Source organism: Streptomyces sp. GbtcB7 (genome assembly GCF_019091445.1).
In the GTDB taxonomy this organism is placed as follows: Bacteria; Actinomycetota; Actinomycetes; order Streptomycetales; family Streptomycetaceae; genus Streptomyces; species Streptomyces mirabilis.
In genome coordinates this window covers 378,673-397,573 of record NZ_JAGXJM010000002.1, presented here as the reverse complement: position 1 = coordinate 397,573, position 18,901 = coordinate 378,673, and the positions used below count along the sequence as shown (strand labels likewise).

Annotated in this window: 14 protein-coding genes and 3 pseudogenes; 9 read left to right on the top strand and 8 right to left on the bottom strand. The window is 70.0% G+C overall.

The genetic code is table 11. The features are described from left to right. Positions 1-393, bottom strand: a complete 393-nt coding sequence (locus KVT44_RS04595; RefSeq protein WP_217566187.1) for a hypothetical protein — start codon at positions 391-393, stop codon at positions 1-3. A 470-nt stretch (positions 394-863) separates the two neighbouring features. Here KVT44_RS04595 and KVT44_RS57815 point away from each other — a divergent pair. Next, a pseudogene (locus KVT44_RS57815) lies at positions 864-1,032 on the top strand (YjbQ family protein); the annotation flags it as partial. 3 nt (positions 1,033-1,035) lie between these two features. On the opposite strand, the gene KVT44_RS57810 reads toward KVT44_RS57815, so the two are convergent. The 6 genes and pseudogenes from KVT44_RS57810 to KVT44_RS04575 form a co-directional block, all read right to left on the bottom strand. Continuing rightward, on the bottom strand, positions 1,036-1,443 hold the full coding sequence (locus KVT44_RS57810) for a hypothetical protein (protein WP_254648933.1): 408 nt from the start codon (positions 1,441-1,443) through the stop codon (positions 1,036-1,038). Continuing rightward, the gene (locus KVT44_RS57805) at positions 1,410-1,793 is read right to left on the bottom strand and encodes a hypothetical protein (RefSeq protein ID WP_254648932.1); all 384 of its coding nucleotides are present in this window, start codon (positions 1,791-1,793) and stop codon (positions 1,410-1,412) included. Before KVT44_RS57805 ends, KVT44_RS57810 begins: the two co-directional genes overlap by 34 nt. Before the next feature lie 7 nt (positions 1,794-1,800). Next, complete coding sequence (locus KVT44_RS04585) at positions 1,801-1,998, bottom strand: hypothetical protein (protein WP_217566186.1); 198 nt, start codon at positions 1,996-1,998, stop codon at positions 1,801-1,803. Next, positions 1,995-2,471 carry a hypothetical protein gene (locus KVT44_RS04580; RefSeq protein ID WP_308313910.1) on the bottom strand — a complete coding sequence of 159 codons (477 nt, stop codon included), beginning with the start codon at positions 2,469-2,471 and terminating at the stop codon, positions 1,995-1,997. The genes KVT44_RS04585 and KVT44_RS04580 overlap by 4 nt, the downstream gene beginning before the upstream one ends. After that, a pseudogene (locus tag KVT44_RS60530) lies at positions 2,472-2,552 on the bottom strand (hypothetical protein); the annotation flags it as partial. Between the two features lie 151 nt (positions 2,553-2,703). After that, a complete protein-coding gene (locus tag KVT44_RS04575; RefSeq protein ID WP_217566185.1) occupies positions 2,704-4,395 on the bottom strand; it encodes an acetolactate synthase large subunit in 1,692 nt (563 codons plus the stop codon). Positions 4,396-4,558: 163 nt separating this feature from the next. On the opposite strand from KVT44_RS04575, the gene KVT44_RS04570 reads away from it, so the two are divergent. Further along, a complete protein-coding gene (locus KVT44_RS04570; RefSeq protein ID WP_217566184.1) occupies positions 4,559-5,296 on the top strand; it encodes a flavodoxin family protein in 738 nt (245 codons plus the stop codon). Between the two features lie 75 nt (positions 5,297-5,371). Here the strand turns inward: KVT44_RS04570 and KVT44_RS04565 are convergent, their stop codons facing one another. Then, positions 5,372-6,430 (bottom strand): CdaR family transcriptional regulator, encoded by a 1,059-nt coding sequence (locus KVT44_RS04565; RefSeq protein WP_190172424.1) that lies wholly within the window; start codon positions 6,428-6,430, stop codon positions 5,372-5,374. A 249-nt stretch (positions 6,431-6,679) separates the two neighbouring features. On the opposite strand from KVT44_RS04565, the gene KVT44_RS04560 reads away from it, so the two are divergent. From KVT44_RS04560 to KVT44_RS04525, 7 genes and pseudogenes are all read left to right on the top strand, one after another. After that, entirely contained in the window at positions 6,680-7,294 is a 615-nt protein-coding gene (locus KVT44_RS04560) for a hypothetical protein (RefSeq protein WP_190172425.1), read from the top strand. 71 nt (positions 7,295-7,365) lie between these two features. Next, positions 7,366-9,444 carry a flotillin family protein gene (locus tag KVT44_RS04555; RefSeq protein WP_217566183.1) on the top strand — a complete coding sequence of 693 codons (2,079 nt, stop codon included), beginning with the start codon at positions 7,366-7,368 and terminating at the stop codon, positions 9,442-9,444. Positions 9,445-9,523: 79 nt separating this feature from the next. Further along, the gene (locus tag KVT44_RS04550; RefSeq protein ID WP_217566182.1) at positions 9,524-14,410 is read left to right on the top strand and encodes a DNA repair ATPase; all 4,887 of its coding nucleotides are present in this window, start codon (positions 9,524-9,526) and stop codon (positions 14,408-14,410) included. A 152-nt stretch (positions 14,411-14,562) separates the two neighbouring features. Next, the gene (locus tag KVT44_RS04545) at positions 14,563-15,027 is read left to right on the top strand and encodes a CBS domain-containing protein (RefSeq protein ID WP_190172427.1); all 465 of its coding nucleotides are present in this window, start codon (positions 14,563-14,565) and stop codon (positions 15,025-15,027) included. A 365-nt stretch (positions 15,028-15,392) separates the two neighbouring features. Next, a pseudogene (locus KVT44_RS57800) lies at positions 15,393-15,911 on the top strand (sodium:proton antiporter); the annotation flags it as partial. Further along, on the top strand, positions 15,908-17,206 hold the full coding sequence (locus KVT44_RS04530; protein WP_217566181.1) for an SLC13 family permease: 1,299 nt from the start codon (positions 15,908-15,910) through the stop codon (positions 17,204-17,206). The pseudogene KVT44_RS57800 and the gene KVT44_RS04530, both read left to right, overlap by 4 nt. Positions 17,207-17,550: 344 nt before the next feature. Further along, a complete protein-coding gene (locus KVT44_RS04525; RefSeq protein WP_254648931.1) occupies positions 17,551-18,708 on the top strand; it encodes a beta-propeller fold lactonase family protein in 1,158 nt (385 codons plus the stop codon). The last annotated feature ends 193 nt before the right edge of the window (positions 18,709-18,901 follow it).

Below are 18,901 nucleotides of genomic sequence, written 5' to 3'. Positions count from 1 at the left end.
TCACGCGGCTGCCCGGGTGCGGGAGGCGAGCTGGGGGAAGGCGTCTTCCCACACGGCGCGCACGCTGCGGCCGACGAGGGTGCGCAGCACCGGCCACAGCTGGAGGAGCAGGTCCTGGTTGAGGTAGCGGGGCAGGTCGTCGTGCAGGCCCTCGTGCAGGACGGTGCGGTACAGACCCATACGCTGGCGCGGCATACCCAGGTCGTATGAGGTCATTCCGGACCAGGCCATGTGCAGCGGCAGATCCACGACACCGTGGGTCGGCCCGTGCAGCTCGTCCAGCGACTCCGGCAGACGGCGGCGGAACTTCTCCCGGTACAGCGCGAGGTCCTCGGCGTCCGCGCCCGAGACGTCCCTCGGAGTGGGTGCGGGGTGCTGTGGGCTGGAGGGCATGACTCCATTATGGCGGCCGGAGACGTTGTGAGGGTCATGATGTGCGAGCTGGCGTCCGGAGCGAGCGGGGGCGGATCCCCGGGTGAGCTGGTTGCCGCAGTCTGCTCAGCCCTGAGCAGGACGGACTCTCGGCCTTGACGCTCGTTTGACGCTCTGGGCGTCTACACGAAGGACGATGAGTCGAGAAACCGGCTCTGAACAGGGATTTTCTGGGATTCGTTCAGGCCGACATCTTTTCCTATGACGCATCACGTGGAGTGCGTGGCGATCCTCGAACCAGTCAAAGAGGGACTCTGACGCGTAAATAGATCCTGGCCAGGGTGGGTGTGGGTAGGGCTGTGTGCCCGGTGACCGTGGCGGCCCGCCGGGTGTCTGGGGCTGCCGGTCAGGCGGGAGGGGCTGCGGGGCTCTTGCATGCGGCGGGCTACGACGGTGCACCACGTCCGGCGTGGGCATCGTCGTAGCCTTGCTCTCCGCGCCACTGCCGCGACCACGCCCGTCCGGTCCTCGTCCTCCCCGCACGGGATGGTGCCGGTCATCGGCGGCCGGCTGGAGTTCGGCACCCGGCGGTCGATCTGCCTCGTCGACACCAACGAGGACGCCCCCGAGCGACCTGTGTGCCTCGGCTTCGTCGGCTGACCGTCACCAGTTCCCGTAGTCCTCGACCAGGTTCGCGATGAGTGAGAGCAGGGCGTCGGCCCGGTGGCGGTCCTCGGGCTGGTTGCGCAGGGCCTCGTCGGCCGCGCGGAGGCGGGCCAGGGCGGTCGGTTCGCCGTCGTCCACGTCGAGAATCACCGGTTGGGTGACGAGGTCCAGGCATTCGCTGAGCAGCCGACGGGTGGCCGGGGACGGCGGGTTGGGGTCGGGGTCGGCGTACGCGGTGGTCAGGTACCGCGCGGGGTCGGTGAGGCTCCAGCCGACGACGCTGCCGTACTGCACGAGGAGCGCCACGTCGGGGGCGATGCCGATGCGGGCCCCCAGCGGCTCGTCGAGGACTTCGAGATCGCGCAGACCGGTCAGCACGGCGTCCCCGGGAACGCGACACAGCACCGTGCACATCTCATGCCGGAAGTCCCGGACCTCGTCCGCGCGCAGCCCGCCCGGGCGCACCGTGGGCGTGAGGGAAGGCGGGCGGCGTCCTCGGCGGAGGCGGACCCCTCCGGCAACTGGAACTCGGCCCCGACCAGTTGCCGGCCGGCCGGGTCGAACCGGAGGACGTCGGGCGCGTCCCACAGCCACTGCCGGCTGCCGAAGGTGTCCACGAAGAACCCCTCACGTTCCTGCACGTCCGCGTAGCGCATGACGCGCACGGAGCCGCCGTCGAAGCGGGGGGTGATGTGCAGCGGATCGTCCGTCACCGTTGCGCGCCAGTCGCCGCCGAGCGACAGTTTCATGGTCATTCCTGCCTCATCTGATCCGCACTGCCGGAGCCAAAGAGCCACCCTTGGCAGGAATCCTGCCCTCCACGATGTCCTCGTGGGTCACTGGTGCACCGGGGTCCGTGGGTTTGCCGCCGAGCGCCCCCACCCCGGAATCGCCCTTGATGCCCGACGGTCCGTACGCCGTGATGGCCTGGCCCTGGGTGGTGCCGGGCCCGTCGGTCACGACGACGTCCTCGCCCTGCCGGAACGTGAGTCTTCCGCCCGTGCCCGTCGACTGGTAGACGTCACGGTGAGCGCGTTGCCGAAGGTGCGGGCCAGCTCGCGGCCGACGGCTTCATGGGTGAAGTCGATGTGCCGGCCGCCGGTGGTGAGCCGGTGGGGCTGTCCGTCGGCGCCGTAGGAGTAGGACGTGACATGACCGGTCGGTGTGGTGCGGCGGCCCAGGGCGTCGTAGGTGTGGACGAGGGGGCGGCCGTCGACCAGTTCGGTCTTGACCTGGCCCCGGCGGTCGTACTGGTAGCGGAGTTCGCCGTCCGGTCCGACCGCCTCCAGCAGCCGTCCGGCCTGGTCGTAGGCGTAGTCCGTCATCCGGCCGTCGACGTCCTTGCGGACCACCTGGCCGAGTTGGTCGCGGACGAAGGAGATGGTGCCGCCGAGCGCGTCGGCCCGCTCGGCGAGCCGGCCCGCGGCATCCACCCGGTAGGCCAGGGTGCGTCCGTCGAAGTCGGTCTCGGAGACGATGTTGCCGACCGCGTCGTAGGCGTAGCTCCAGGTCAGCCCCTGCGGGCCGGCGACGCGGGTCAGGCTCAGGTCGGCGTCGTGCTCGAACTCGTAGCGCGCGCCGTCGGGGCGTGTGGTGGCGAGCCCACACGGCGCGCACGGTGCGACCGACGAGGGTGCGCAGCACCGGCCACATCGGGGCGTGCGGTCAGAACGGGCCCTGGAGAGTGCCCAGTCTGTCGGTCAGACGCAGATTCTCGGAGTAGTCGACCGGGCAGGCGATCACGGAGACCGTGTCGTCGTCGAGGGCGCGGCGCAGCACCGGCAGCAGTTGGTCGGCGGACTCGATCGCGTAGCCGCGTGCGCCGAAGCTTTCGGCGTAGGCGACCAGGTTCGGGTTGGTGAACCGGGTATGGCTGTGGCGGCCGAGTTCGAGTTCCATCTTCCAGGTGATCAGACCGTATTCCTCGTCCACCAGGACGAGGACGACCAGCGGGACGCGTTCGCGGACGGCGGTCTCCAGTTCCTGCGAGTTCATCAGGAACGAGCCGTCGCCCATCATCGCCAGGACGCGTCGGTCCGGCCGGGCGAGCTTGGCGGCGATCGCGCCCGGCAGTGAGAACCCCATGGTGGACAGGCCGTTGGAGACCAGACAGGTGTCCGGTTCGTAGGTGGGGTAGAGGCGGGCCATCCACATCTTTCCGGCGCCGGTGTCGGCGAGCACGATGTCGTGGCGGTCCAGCGCGGTGCGGACATCGGTGACCACGCGCTGCGGCACCAGGGGGAACGCGTCACTGTCGCGTCCGTACTGGAGTTCTTCGTCGAGCAGCGTACGGATCTTCTCGCTGCTTCCCGAGTCGTAGGTGAGCCCGTCGGGCAGTGCTGCCGCCAGTGCGTCCAGCGCCTGTGAGGGGTCCCCTTTGACGCCCACTGCCACCGGGTAGTGGGCGTCCACCTCGGCGGGGAAGCGGTGCACGTGAAGGATCCGCTTGTCGCCGTTCGGGTTGATCTTGACCGGGTCGAACTCCTGGATCTCGTAGCCCACGCAGATCAGTACGTCGGCCGCGTCGAAGCCGAAGTTGCCGTAGTCGTGGCGCATGAAGCCGATCGCGCCGAGAGCGTTCGGGTGATCGTCGGGGAAGACGCCCTTGCCGTGGAACGTGGTCGCGACCGGGATGTTCAGTCGCTCGGCGAACCGCACCAGGGCGGCCGAGGCCCCGGCTCTGGTGGCACCGTGGCCCGCCAGCACGACGGGGTGCCGTGCGGTGGTGAGCACCTCGACCGCCCGCGCGATCTGGGAGGAGGACGGCGCGTCGGCGCGCACCGCGTCGATCTGCAAGGGTGCCAGCGGCTCGGCCGGACGCTCTGCTTCGATGTCCTCCGGCACCGCCAGGAACACGGCGCCAGGGCGCTCGCTCTGCGCGGTCTTGAACGCCTTGCGTGTCATCTCCGGCACCGCGTCCGGACACGCGATCTGGGCCGCCCACTGGGTGACGGGAGCGAACATCGACACCAGGTCGATGACCTGGTGCGACTCCTTGTGGGTACGGCGCAGCGACCCCTGCGCGGCCAGGGCCACCATCGGCGCGCTGTTGGTCATGGCGTCGGCGGTGCCGAGCAGCAGATTGATCGCGCCGGGCCCCAGCGTGGCCGAGCACACCCCGGCCCGGCCGGTCAGCCGCCCGTAGATCTCCGCCATGAACGAGGCGGCCTGCTCGTGGCGCACCAGGACGTACCGGATCCCGGAGCCGTTCAGGGCGTCGACGAAGCGGATGTTCTCCTCACCGGGAATCCCGAAGACGTACTCCACGCCCTCGGCCCGCAGACAACGCACCAACAGGTGCGCGACGTCCTCCAGTGCTGCCGTGTCCCGCGACCCGGTCGCGTCTTCGCTGCCCATGAGACGAACGTAGGCACGCCCGCCTGCCCCGGCCACTCATCAGCCGCCGGCGGAGCCATTCGGAGGCGTTGTGGTGGCGCCCGCCGCGGTCGGCCCGCACGCTGGATCCCGTTGTGGACGTGCCGCCGTGCGCCGTGCGGGGGCAGGGCTCTGGGAGGACCGTGTGACCGCTTCGTCGCCCGCCACCGACGCACCGCCGGCCCGGTACGACGACCTACGTGCTCTGGTGATCAACTGCACCCTCAAACGCTCGCCGGAGACGAGCAACACCCAGGGGCTGATCGACCGCAGCATCGGCGTCATGGACGCGCAGGGAGTGCACGTCGATGTCGTCCGGGCGGTGGACCACGACATCGCCACCGGTGTGTGGCCCGACATGACGGAGCACGGCTGGGAGACGGACGCCTGGCCGGACCTCTACCGGCAGGTCCTGGCGGCCGACATCCTCGTGCTGGCCGGCCCCATCTGGCTGGGCGACAACAGTTCCGTGATGAAGCGGGTGATCGAGCGCCTCTACTCCTGCTCCAGCCTGCTCAATGAGGCCGGGCAGTACGCCTATTACGGCCGCGTCGGCGGTTGCCTGATCACCGGCAACGAGGACGGCGTCAAGCACTGCGCCATGAACGTCCTCTACAGCCTGCAGCACCTGGGCTACACCATCCCTCCCCAGGCGGACGCCGGATGGATCGGCGAGGCGGGTCCCGGCCCCTCGTATCTCGACCCCGGCTCGGGCGGCCCGGAAAACGACTTCACCAACCGCAACACCGCCTTCATGACCTGGAACCTGCTGCACCTGGCCCGGGCGTTGAAGGACCTCGGTGGCATTCCCGCATACGGCAACCAGCGCACCGCGTGGGACGCCGGCTGCCACCGCGACTACGAGAACCCCGAGCACCGGTAGGAACACGACGTACTACGTCAGAGTTCCGTCATGGTTCGCGCACCCCGAACCCCGACCACCGCCGAGCCGGTCGGGTCACAGGCTCTGGGCGGGCCAGTTCAGCAGTCGGGCGCCGATGACCGCGGTCTGGAGCATGTAGCGGTGGGCGGGGTCGGCGGGGTTGGCGCCGGTGAGTTTGTGGATGCGTTCCAGGCGGTAGGTCAGGGCGCGCACGCTCAGGGAGAGACGGCGGGCCGCTTCGGCCGCCACGCAGCCGCAGTCGAAGTACGCGGTGAGGGTGTCCAGGAGGACCTGGGCGCCGCCGCGGGCGCTGGTGAGCGGGCCGAGGGCGTCGAGGACGAGGTCGGCCATGGCCTGGCGGTCCCGGGTGAGGACGGGGTAGACCAGCAGGTCGGCGGCGCGCAGTACCGGGTCGTCGAGTTCGAGGCGTTCGGCGAGTTCGAGGGTGTTCAGTGCCTCTTCGTAGGACTGGACGACCCCGCCGGGGCCTGGCTGGGGGCGGCCGATGGCGATGCGTCCGCCGTCCGTGGCCGCGTACGCCCGCTTGGCGAAGTAGGTGAGGACGTCGTCCTGGTCGCCGGGCGCGACGCACAGCATCCGGCCGTCCTTGGTGGTGAGCAGGATGTTGCGGTCGCCGAAGCGTGCGATGAGGGACTGTTCCACCTGTCGTGGCACTACGGCGCCCTCGTCGTAGGCGGTCGTGCCCTGCGCGACGGCGACGGCGTGCGCGTGGGAGAGGCGCAGGCCGAAGCGCTCGGCGCGCTCGGCGAGGCGGCCCAGGTCGCTGCGGCCGTAGAGGAGGTCGTCGATGAACTCGCGGCGCGCCGCCTCCTCCTTCCGTACGGCGAGGAACTGTGCCCGTTCGTAGCCCTCGGCGAAGGCGTCGATGACCTGTTGGATCGCGGCAAGTGTGCTGTCGGCGGAACCGGGCGTCGTGGGCCAGGCGGCGCGGGCCGCGGACAGGTGGGCGCTGACGAGGGCGCGCAGGCCGTGGCCGGCGTTGGCGGCCCGCTCGCCAAGGGCGCGGCGTGACTCGATCTCGTCGCGGGTGAGGCGCCGACCGGTGGCCGAGACCTCCGCCAGGAGCAGGGCATAGCCGCTCAGATAGTCCTCGGGTATGTCGTGCCCCGTCACGTCGTCCCCCGGTTTCTTGACGGCCCGGTGACGACTTCTTAGCGGCGACCGGCATGCAGACCCTAGTGAACACTGCCGGGAACCGGCAATGCGCTGGCCGGTACCTGACATGCACGATGAGCGCAGGGGAGCACGGCGGATGGTCTCGGTGCCGGACGCCTGGGCGGTGTCCGGCACCGACAGCCGGAGGGGAGCCGTGCGCCACCGGAACAGGCAGGCAGCACAACACGACGAGCGGGGGGTGGGGGCATGTGGTCGTTTCTCGTGGCTGTCAGCGGTTTTCCCACCATCCTGTTCACGGCCGCGCTCGTCGTGGTCGTCGGCTTCTGGCTGCTGGTCGCCGTCGGAGCGGCGGAGTCGCACGGCTTCGACGGCCACGTGCACTTCGACGCCTGGGGGATGGGCGGGGTCCCGGTCACGGTCGTCTTCTCCCTGGTGACCGCGATCGGCTGGTTCCTGAGTCTGAGCGCGACCGTCCTGCTCGATCCCCTGGCGTCCTCCGGGGTGGTCCGCGGGCTGGCCGGGCTCGTGGTCCTGGCGGGGGCACTGCTGATCGCCTGGCGTGTGACCCGCCTGCTCGTACGGCCGTTGCGCCACCTCTTCCCCGATGAACCGGGGCCGTCCCGGCTGGACTTCGTGGGACTCACCTGCACCATCCGCACGGGGCGGGTGGACGCCGGGTTCGGGCAGGCCGAGGTCGCGGCGAAGGACGGCTCCACCGCGGTGGTGCAGGTCCGCCAGACCGCGGACGAGGTCCTCACCAGCGGTAGCACCGGCCTGTTGTACGCCTACGACGAAGTCGGCGAGTTCTTCTGGGTCGCGCCGTACGACACGGCGCTCGACCCGCGGGGCCACGGCACCTGAGTCGCCCGCGCCCGCTCCGCGCCGCACCTTCTCACCCGCTTGAAGTTCCTTACGCCTCAAGGACGTTTGCCATGGATGTCATCTCCTTGGGCATCGGCGTGCTCGTCGCCGTTGTCCTCCTCATCGCGATCACCATGCTGTTGGTGGTCGGCCGGCTGTTCCGCAAGGTGGAACAGGGGCGGGCGCTGATCATCTCCAAGACGAAGAAGGTGGATGTCACCTTCACCGGCGCCGTGGTGCTGCCGGTGCTGCACAAGGCCGAGTACATGGACATCTCGGTGAAGACCATCGAGATCCGCCGCACCGGCCGCGAGGGTCTGATCTGCCAGGACAACATCCGCGCCGACATCCACATCAGCTTCTTCGTAAGGGTCAACAAGACGGTCGAGGACGTCATCAAGGTCGCGCAGGCCATCGGCACCGAGACCGCGAGCGACGCGGCGGCGATCCAGGAATTCTTCGCGGCGAAGTTCTCCGAGGCCCTCAAGACGGTCGGCAAGCAGCTGGACTTCGTCGACCTGTACACCAAGCGCGAGGAGTTCCGGGACCGGATCATCCAGGTCATCGGCACCGACCTCAACGGCTACCACCTCGATGACGCGGCCATCGACTTCCTCGAGCAGACGCCGATGACGCAGCTCGACAACCAGAACATCCTCGATGCCCAGGGCATCCGCAAGATCACCGAACTGACGACGATCGAGCACGTCCGCACCAACGAGTTCCAGCGCACCGAGCAGAAGGAGATCACCCGGCAGAACGTCGACGCCCGGGAGACCATCCTGGAGCTGGAGCGCCGGCAGGCCGAGGCCGAGATCAAGCAGCGGCGCGAGGTCGAGACCCTCCGCGCCCGCGAGGAGGCCGCGACCGCGAAGGTGCAGGAGGAGGAACGGCTCGGCTCGCAGGGCGCGTTCATCCGCACCGAGGAGCAGCTCGGCATCCAGCGTGAGAACCAGGCCCGCGAGATCGCCGTCGCGCAGAAGAACCGTGAGCGGGTCATCGCCGTCGAGAACGAGCGCATCGAGAAGGACCGGCTGCTGGAGGTCATCGCCCGGGAACGGGAGACGGGCCTGACGCGTATCGCCGCCGACAAGGAGGTCGAGGCCGAGAAGCGGGAGATCGCCGAGGTCATCCGGGAGCGGGTCGCCGTGGACCGTACGGTCGCCGAGCAGGAGGAGTCCATCAAGAAGCTGCGGGCCGTGGAGGAAGCCGAGCGCGGACGGCAGACCGTGATCATCGCCGCCGAGGCACAGGCCCAGGAGAAGCTGGTCAAGGACATCAAGGCGGCCGAGGCGGCGGAGACCGCGGCCAAGCACCGCGCCGCCGAGCAACTGACGCTCGCCGAAGCCCGGTTGAAGTCGGCCGACCTCGACGCGCGGGCCAAGCTGCGGCTCGCCGAGGGCATCCAGGCCGAGTCCGCAGCCGCGGGCCTCGCCGACGTGCAGGTCCGCGACAAGGCGGCCGAGGTCACCGAGAAGGCCGGCCGTGCCGAAGCCGTGGCCACCGAGGCGCGACTGCGTGCCGAGGCGGAGGGCACCGAGGCCCGGCTGCGCGCCGAAACCGAGGGCTCGCGGGCCAAAGCGCTCGCCGAGGCCACCGGTATCGGCGAGAAGCTCAAGGCCGAGGCGGAGGGCCTCAGCCAGAAGGCCGTCGCGATGGCGGCGCTGGACGACGCGTCCCGTGGCCACGAGGAGTACCGGCTGCGGATCCAGGCCGAGAAGGAGATCCGGCTGGCCGGACTCGAAGTCCAGCGGCAGGTCGCCGAGGCGCAGGCCACGGTGCTCGCCACCGGACTGGAGAACGCCGACATCAACATCGTCGGCGGCGAGTCGGTCTTCTTCGACCGCCTCGTCTCCTCGATCGCACTCGGCAAGGGCGTGGACGGTTTCATGCGGCACTCCGAGACCGCGCAGGCGCTGGCGAAGCCGTGGCTGGACGGCACGTCGAGCTTCACCGACGACCTGAGCCGAATCCTCGGCTCGGTGTCCACGGCCGACGTGCAGAACCTGACGGTCTCCGCGCTGCTGATGAAGCTGATGAGGACGGGCGGCGCCGGCGCCGGGCAGGTGCAGCAACTGCTCGACAAGGCAGGCGAGCTGGGTCTCTCCGACATGCCACTCGCCGCCCTGAACGGCGGCGTCAGAGTCTGACCGCCAAGCCGGGTCCGGAGCCGCCGAACAGGGGACGGCGGCTCCGGACCTCATGTCCCGCCTTGCTGAGAGGGATCCCATGACCACCGGCCTGGACACCGGTACGTACGACGTGCTGCGCGACCGGCTCGCCGCACAGGCAGGCGAACTCGCCCGGCGTGCCGAGGCGCTCAACACCCGCCGCACCGAGCGGTTCGGCTCGACCCGGCTGGAACTCACCGGCACCGAACGCATCCGCACCGAGCACCACTGTGTGCCCCGCGACCTCGTCTCCGTCGGTGACGTCCTGCTCTTCGGATACGACGTCTTCCTCGGCCTCGAGCCGGAGACGACGGTGGGCGACGTCCTCGCGCTGTACGACCGAGACCTGAACCGGCTGCCCGAGGACGCCGTCCCCGGTCTGCTCGACGACCCCGCCTTCGTACGGGAACTCGTCGCTCTGTACCGCTACTACCGTGCGGCTCACCTCCTCCAGCTGCGGCACGTGGACGGCAAGTTGCTCGCCGTCTTCCAGACCGGTGAGAAGGCCGACGACATCCGCGTACTGCGGTGGGCCCTCTCGGCGGACGGCCGGGCGTCGTTCCTGGACGCACGCGGTGAGCGCGATCACGTCTTCCCGTCCTCGCACGACTTCGAGTGGCACGAGACGACCCGCGAGGACCACGTACTCGGCCGCCACCCGCACGTCTCCATCGAGGGCGAGGTCTTCGTCGAGACGGTCGGTGGCACCCTCACTGTCAAGATCGAGGACGACACCGAGACGGGAGAGGGGATCTACGCCGAGCCGGTCGACGAACCGCTCCAGTCCCTCGCCGACGCGGACATCGCGTACGCGCGCGTGGGCGGCCTTATGCTGCTCCGCATCCGCCCCTACAAGGAGGACGCGCACCGCCACCTGGTCTTCAACACGCTCACCAGGTCCGTGGTGCGCCTCGACGGCATCGGGCAGGCGTGCCGCCGCCTCCCCGCGGACCAGGGAATCGTCTTCCCCGGCGGCTACTGCCTGGCCACGGGGGCGTACAAGACGTTCGACGGAACCGCCGCCCCTGTGGACACGGCAGCCCTGGAGTACGAGCGGGTGATCCGCTCGCCCAACGGCGAGGACGTCCTTTTCGCCTTCCACGCGCGTATGGAGGGCCGCAGCCTCCTGCTCCCGTACAACATGATCCGCAAGGAGTTCGCCGCTCCGCTGTCCTGCCACGGCTGGGCGCTCTTCGACGACGGCACGCTGACGGTGCTGCGGGCGGACACCGATGAGCCGACACGCGTGCACCCGTTGCAGCTCTGGCGGTCCCCGTACGTCTCGGACACCTACGCCGATGCCCAGCCTTCCGAAGCCGGCCCGCTGGGACGTGTCGGCAACGCCGATCTCGTCCGGGGCATCTCCGACTGCCTGTCCCTCACACGCGCCGCCTCGCAGACCGCTCCGACGGCAGAGGTGTACGAGGCGCTGCTCGCCGCCTGTGTCCGCGCGGCCGACACCTATCACTGGCTCGGCGACGCCGATCTGGGCGACCTGCGCACTCCGCTGGACGCGGTCCGCGCCACGGCCGAGCAGGTACTGGCCGAATTCGAGACGGTCCAGGCCCTCACCCGCCAGGCCGCCGACGCACTCGCGGAGGCCGCCGCGCACATCGCCTCGGTCGTACGACGCCTGCGCGGTGAGGCACCCCGCGACGCCCCCGCCTGGGTGAACGGCCTGGCCGAACTTCGTCGCGTCCAGGGTTACTTGCTCACGCTCAAGGAGCTGCGGTACGCCGACACCGTCCGTATCGACGAGCTCGCCGCCGACGCGGAGGCCGACCTCGCCTCGTTCGGGCAGCGTGCCGTCGCCTTCCTGGCCCGTGGGGATGCCTTCACCGGTCACCACCAGGCCGTCGAAGGGCTCGTCGCGGAGGCCGAGTCGCTCGCCACCGTCGCCGAGGCGGTGCCTGTCACCACCCGCATCGACGAACTGACCGACGGACTGCGGACCGTCACCGAGGTCGTCGCCGGACTGGACATCGGCGACGCCACGGTGCGGACGTCCATCCTGGAGCGCGTCGCGGAGGTGCTGGGTGGTGTCAACCGCGCCCGTGCCACGCTCGACGCCCGCCGCCGCGAACTCCTCGACCACGAGGGGCGTGCCGAGTTCGCCGCCGAGTTCGCTCTGCTCGGCCAGTCGGTCACGAGCGCGCTCACCGCCGCGGGGAGCCCGGAGTCCTGTGACGAGCAACTCGCGCGGCTGCTGGTGCAGGTGGAGAACCTGGAAGCCCGCTTCCCGGAGTTCGACGACTTCCTCGACGAGCTGGCGGACAAGCGGACCGAGGTGTACGAGGCGTTCGCGGCCCGCAAGCAGACCCTCGCCGACGCCCGCGCCCGCCGGGCCGAACAGCTCGTCGCCTCGGCGTACCGGGTCCTGGAAACGGTCGCGCGCCGGGCCGCCGCGCTCGCCGACACCGACGCGGTCAGTACGTACTTCGCCTCCGACCCGATGCTCGCCAAGGTCCGGCGCACCGCGGACGAGCTGCGCGAACTCGGCGACCGGGTAAGGGCGGAGGAACTGGACGGCCGGTTGAAGGCCGCCCGCCAGGAAGCGTCCCGCGCCCTGCGCGACCGCACCGACCTGTACACCGACGACGGCCGCGTCATCCGCTTGGGCAGCCACCGGTTCGCCGTGAACACCGAGCCCCTGGACCTCACCCTGGTCCCGGCCGCCGACGGCCTCGCCTTCGCGCTCACCGGCACCGACTACCGCTCACGGATCACGGACCCGGACTTCGCCGCCACCCGCCCGTACTGGGACCGGCTGCTGCCCTCCGAATCGCCCCAGGTCTACCGCGCCGAGCACCTCGCGGCCCGGCTGCTGGACGAGCACGGCCCGGCCGCCCTCACGGAGGCCGACCTCCCCGACCTCGTACGACAGGCCGCGGAGACGGCGTACGACGAAGGCCACGAGCGCGGCGTCCACGACCACGACGCGACCGCGATCCTCACCGCGGTGCTGCGCCTGCACGAGAGCGCGGGCCTCCTCCGTCACGAGCCCGCCGCCCGCGCCGCCGCCCAGCTGTTCTGGGCCCACACGCTTCCCGCCGAGGAGCGCGCGACCCTGAAACGCCGCGCGGTGTCGCTCGCCCGCGCCCGCGACACGTTCGGCCTCACGTCCGCGATCGCCGACTTCCGGGCGGAACTGGCAGTCCACGTCGGCGAGGCGTCCGCCGTGTACCTCTTCGAGGAACTGACGACCGACCCCGACGGCTTCGTCGTCAGCGCGGCCACCCGCACACTGCTCGACAAGTTCCGCCGGACGGTGGGCACGTCGGCGTACGACGAGGACCTCACCGCCCTCGACGACCTCGCCGCGCGCCGCCAGCTCGTCGAGGCGTGGCTGTCCTCGTACAGCTCCGCCACCGGCACGGACATCACCCCCGGAGACCTCGCCGAGGCGGTGGCCGCCGAACTCTGCCCGGACCTGCCGCGTTACGAGTCCGACGCGCCGCTGACCGAGACGGTCAGGGGACTGCTGGGCACGCATCCGCGCATCACCGACCGTTCCCTGACCATCCGCGTCGACGAATTCCTCCCCCGTACCAGGGAGTTCAGGGCGAAGGACACCCCGGCCTTCCGCGCCTACCAGCAGCAGCGCACCACCCTCGTGACCGCCGAACGCACCCGGCTACGGCTGGACGAGTACCGCCCCCGGGTGATGTCCTCGTTCGTCCGGGGCCGCCTCATCGACGAGGTCTACCTCCCCCTCATCGGCGACAACCTCGCCAAACAGCTCGGCACCACAGGCGAGGCGAAGCGCACCGACACCGGCGGCCTGCTCCTGCTCATCTCCCCGCCCGGCTACGGCAAGACGACCCTCATGGAGTACGTCGCCGACCGCCTCGGCCTCGTCCTCGTCAAGGTCGACGGGCCCTCGCTCGGCAGCGCCGTCACCTCCTTCGACCCGGCCGACGCACCGAACGCCACCGCCCGCCAGGAGGTGGAGAAGATCAACTTCGCGTTGGAGGCGGGCAACAACACCCTTCTCTACCTGGACGACATCCAGCACACCTCGCCCGAGCTGCTCCAGCGGTTCATCCCGCTGTGCGACACCACGCGCCGCGTCGAGGGCGTGTGGAACGGCGAGCCGCGCACCTACGACCTGCGCGGCAAGCGCTTCGCGGTCTGCATGGCGGGCAATCCCTACACCGAGTCCGGCAGCCGCTTCCACGTCCCCGACATGCTCGCCAACCGCGCCGACGTCCGGAACCTCGGCGACGTCCTGACCGGCAAGGAGGACGCCTTCGCCGTCAGCTTCGTCGAGAACGCCCTCACCGCGAACCCGGTCCTCGCGCCGCTCGCCGGGCGAGAGCGCACCGACCTGGACCTGCTGATCCGGTTGGCCGAGGGCGACCCGACCGCCCGCGCCGACCGCCTCACCCACCCCTACGCCGCCGCCGAACTGGACCGGATCCTCGCCGTCCTGCGCCATCTGCTCACAGCCCGCGCGACCGTCCTCGCCGTCAACGCGGCCTACATCGCCTCCGCCGCCCGGACCGACGCCACCCGCACGGAGCCGCCCTTCCGGCTCCAGGGCTCCTACCGCACCATGAACAAGATCGCCCAACGCATCCAGCCGGTCATGAACGACACCGAACTCGCCGCCGTCATCGACGACCACTACACGGCCGAGGCGCAGACACTCACGACCGGCGCGGAGGCGAACCTGCTGAAACTGGCCGAACTGCGCGGCACCCTCACCACCGAACGGGCGCTCCGCTGGGCGGAGGTGAAGGCCGCGTATCTCCGTGCGCAGGCCCTCGGCGGCACGGAGGAGTCCCCTCTGACCCGTGCGGTCGCCGCGCTCGGCCTGCTCGCCGACCGGATCTCCGCCGTGGAGTCCGCGATCAACCGGGCCGCCGACCCACGCCACCCGATGGCCAACCCCACCGCCAGGCACGCCGTCGGGCCGCGGGGGCGAGCGTCGGACAGTACCTAACCGACGGCGCAGCGGCTCCATCGGGCGGCGAAAGGCCGGTCCTCGGACACACTCCGTATCGGCAGGCCGGTTGTATCGTTCGAAGTGCCGGCCCGGTCGTACGTCCTCGTGGCCGTGTGGGTCGGTGGTCGAGAGCGAGGCAGGAGCCGAGCGTGCGTGCGCGGGACTTGGCGGTGGAGTACGAGACAGTCGGTGTCGACAGCGACGCCCTGGACGCCGCACGATTGATGGCCGAACACCGGCTGCCCGCGCTTCTGGTGGTGGACGAGCGGGGCGCGCCGAAGGCGATCCTGCCCGCTTCCCAGATGATCAAGATCCTGGTGCCGGGGTACGTCGTGGAGGACCCCACGCTCGCGGCGGTCGTCGACGAGCGCCACGCCGACCGACTGTGCGAGGCGCTCGCGGGACGCAAGGTCGGCGACTGTCTGTCGAAGAGCGCGCCACCGCCCGCCATCGCCGCCCCGGACGACACCGCACTGGAGGTCGCGGCCCAGATGGCACAGGTCCGCAGCCCGTTGGTGGCCGTCGTCGACAAGGACAGCAGTGGTACGCGGCTGCTCGGAGTCATCACCGCCTCGCACCTGCTGGAGCGGCTGCTCGCCGCCGCGGCGTGCTGACGGCCGCTGTCACGAGTGCCGTGCCGCGAGCAGCGCCATGAACACGGCCCTGCTGCCGTCGCTGCTGAGGTTCCGTGTCAGCGGGTGGCCGACTGCTGACCGAGCTTCCCGGCCCGCCTGACCCTTGGCCTAGGCAACCCGGGTGGACTCTGCGGTCAGGTTGCCGGATTCAGGCAACCTGCGGCCCCTCAAGGTGCCCGCCAAGAATCTGTTAAGGACGCGTCAAGGGCCTGTAGGGTTCCCAGCGGTGTGCCGGGAAGCCTGGTCGGCGAGCAGGGGATCACTCTCTCTTCCGATCGGGGCGTTCAGCATGGACCAGCGCCATGACGACGAACGCGAGCGGCATGTCCAGGCCCAGGGAGCGCGCCGCGGCCGGGCCGACCGCGGGCAGCGCGAACGCCTCCGGCTCCACCATCGCCCTGGGACTCGTGCTGGGCCTGGCCTTCGGCGTCCTGCTGCCGCTCGGCGTCAACGCGCTGGTCCGCTTCCGGTTGCTGGGCGCGGAGCCGAAGCTGCGGCCGCTGCTGCCGCCGGCGCAGGCGTCCTTCGAGCCGCTCGGCGGGGTACTGGCGGAGCTCGCGAAGTTCACGGCGTTGCTGGTCTTCGGCGCGCTGCCGACCCCGAGGCTGTTCGGGGACCTGTCGTGGGGCGGCTACGCGACGGTGGTCCTGGCGATCTTCCAGTCCGGCATCCCGCAGGACGAGGAGGCGTTCACCCTCGTCGCCGTGTGCATCGCCTTCTCGATCACCGCGCACGGCTCCACGGACGTGCCGATCGCCCGCGCCTTCGACGTCGACGACCTGACGGGTATCCCGGACGGACCCAATAGGGACCACACCGTGAGCAAAGCTCCGCAACCGCTCGGAGGAACCGGAGAAACGTGAGCGACTGGCACAGCTGGGCGGCGATCGTCGTGTTCGTCGGCGCGTACGCCCTGATCATCAGCGAGAAGATCCACCGCGTCGCCGTGGCCCTGGGCGGCGCGGGACTGATGCTGGCGATCGGGGCGACCGACGACGTCTCGGCGTTCTACTCCGAGGACTCCGGCGTCGACTGGAACGTCATCTTCCTGCTGATGGGCATGATGATGATCGTCGGCGTGCTGAAGAAGACCGGCATGTTCGAGTACCTGGCCATCTGGTCCGTGAAGAAGGCGAAGGCCAAGCCCTTCCGGGTCATGGCCATGCTCGTCGTCATCACGGCCGTCGGCTCCGCGCTCCTCGACAACGTCACCACGGTCCTGCTGATCGCCCCGGTGACGCTGCTGGTCTGCGAGCGCCTCGCGCTGCCGGCCCCTCCCTTCCTCATCGCGGAGGTGTTCGCCTCCAACATCGGCGGCACCGCGACCCTCGTCGGCGATCCGCCCAACATCATCATCGCCAGCCGGGCCGGCCTGACCTTCAACGACTTCCTGGTCCACCTCGCCCCGCTGGTGGCGGTGCTGGTCGTCGTTCTTGTCGCGTTGTGCCGGGTGATGTTCCGCAAGTCCTTCGTGTACGACGAGGACCGCGCCGCGGAGATCATGGCCCTGGAGGAGCGGGAGGCCATCAAGGACCCCCGCCTGCTGGTCCAGGGCCTGATCGTCCTCGTCCTGGTCGTGGCGGGTTTCGTCCTGCATCCGGTGCTGCACTACGAGCCGAGCATCGTCGCCCTGCTCGGCGCCGGACTGCTGGTCGCCGTCTCCACCGCCGACACGAGCGAGGTCCTGTCCGAGGTCGAGTGGCCCACCCTCGCCTTCTTCGCCGGCCTGTTCATCATGATCGGCGGCCTCATCGACACCGGTGTGATCGACGAGGTCTCCAAGGCGCTGGCCAATGCCATCGGCACGAATGAACTCGGGGGCTCCCTGACCCTCCTGGGAGCCTCGGCGGTGCTGTCCGGCGTTGTCGACAACATCCCGTACGTCGCCACCATGGCGCCCATCACCAGCGACCTGGTCCACAACATGGGCGCCGGCGGTGACCACGTCATGTGGTGGGCCCTCGCCCTCGGCGCCGACCTGGGCGGAAACGCCACCGCCATCGGTGCCTCCGCGAACGTCGTCGTCCTCGGCATCGCCGAACGCAACCGCCAACCCATCACCTTCTGGCAGTTCACCAAGTACGGCCTGATCGTCACCGCCGTCACCGTGACCATCTCCCTCGGCTACGTGTGGCTGCGCTACTTCGCCCTCGGCTGACCCGTGGCCGACGCGGCGTACGGTCGCGTGTCTCGGCAGACATCCACACACGAACATCCCCGGTTCCCGCAACGCCAAGCGCCGGCAGGACGTGCCGGTGCCGGCACGATTGGTCCACCTCATCCTCCGCACACCACGCGGCGAATCGGGATGCCGCACGTGGAGTTATTACGGGAAGCTGACGTGGCGGTCGAACCCCTCATGCCTCAATCACCTCATGGACAACTCTGGTCCTGCCCTCCACCGACCCCTGGTGGTGGCGAAGGCCCGAGGAGCGACATATGAGCAGGCACAACAGGCGCAGGTCACCTTTACAGGTCAAGCTGACCCTCGTCGGAGCGGGAATGCTCGCCGCGGCGGCCGCTGTGACGACGGTGACCGTCGCCTCGGCGGGAGAGGTCTCCCGCGGGCACGACGACGCGGGGAGCGCGAAGGCCGGAGCCGACCACGCGGTCTTCGTGCAGGGCAACGAACTCGACGGCAACACAATTCACGTCTTCAAGCGCGCGCAGGACGGCAGGCTGAGTTCCGCGGGCGCCTATGCGACCGGTGGCAAGGGCGGGGACCAGGTCGACGCGCCCACCGACTCGCTCGCCTCGCAGGGCTCGCTCGTCTACGACGACCGGTCCGGCCTGCTCCTCGCGGTCAACGCGGGCAGCGGCACCGTGACGTCCTTCCGAGTCGAGGGACAGAGGCTGACGGACCGCCGGGTGGTGCGTTCGGGCGGGGACTTCCCTTCGTCGATCGCGGTCTCGGGAAGGCTCGCGTACGTCATGAACGCGGGCGGGGCGGGCAGCGTCCAGGGTTTCCGGATCACGGCCAAGGGCCTGGAACCGCTGCGTGACGCTCACCGTTCCCTCAGGCTGGACAACAAGAAGGTGCCGCTGTTCAGCAGTTCACCCGGGCAGGTCGCGTTCACTCCCGGCGGTCGTGAACTGGTCGTGACCACCAAGTCCGCCAACACCGTCGAAGTCTTCCCGATGACGCGCGACGGACGCCCCGCGCGGCGGGCGGTGGTCAACGACTCTGCCGGTGCCGTCCCGTTCGCGATCACCTTCGACAAGGCCGGCCGGATGCTGGTCGCCGAGGCCAAGGAGTCCACGGTCAGTACGTACAAGGTTCGCGTCGACGGCACCCTCAAGGTCGTCCAGAAATCACTGCCCAACGGTCAGAACACGCTGTGCTGGCTGGAGCGTGCCGGTGACTTCTTCTACGGCGGCAACACCGGCAACTCGACCGTCACCGGTTACCGCACGGACCGTCAGGGCGGGCTGGCGCTCACCAACGACGTCGGGGTGGCCGCCCCGCCATCGGCCAAGTCCCAAGGTGTCATCGACCTGGCGGTGACCAAGGACGAGAAGTTCCTGTACGTGCAGAACGCGACTTCCGGCACCGTCGACGGCTTCCGCATCGGCCGGAACGGCGCGCTGACCAAGGTCGGCACGACCACTGGACTGCCCCCCTTCGCCGAGTCCGGCATGGAGGGCATCGCCGCGGTGTAAAGAAGCGGCCACCGCGGCCCCGGCGCCCCGAACAGTCCCTGTCCGGGGCGCCGGTCCCGGCCCGCTGCCGTTTCGACAGCGGCGAGGCGGTGGGGCAGCCGTTCGATGGCGTGACTGCGGCCCGGGGCGTCCTGCGGCCGGCTGCCGAGTTCGGGGTACCCAACGCCACGGCCGCCGTCCGCAAGGGTCCTGG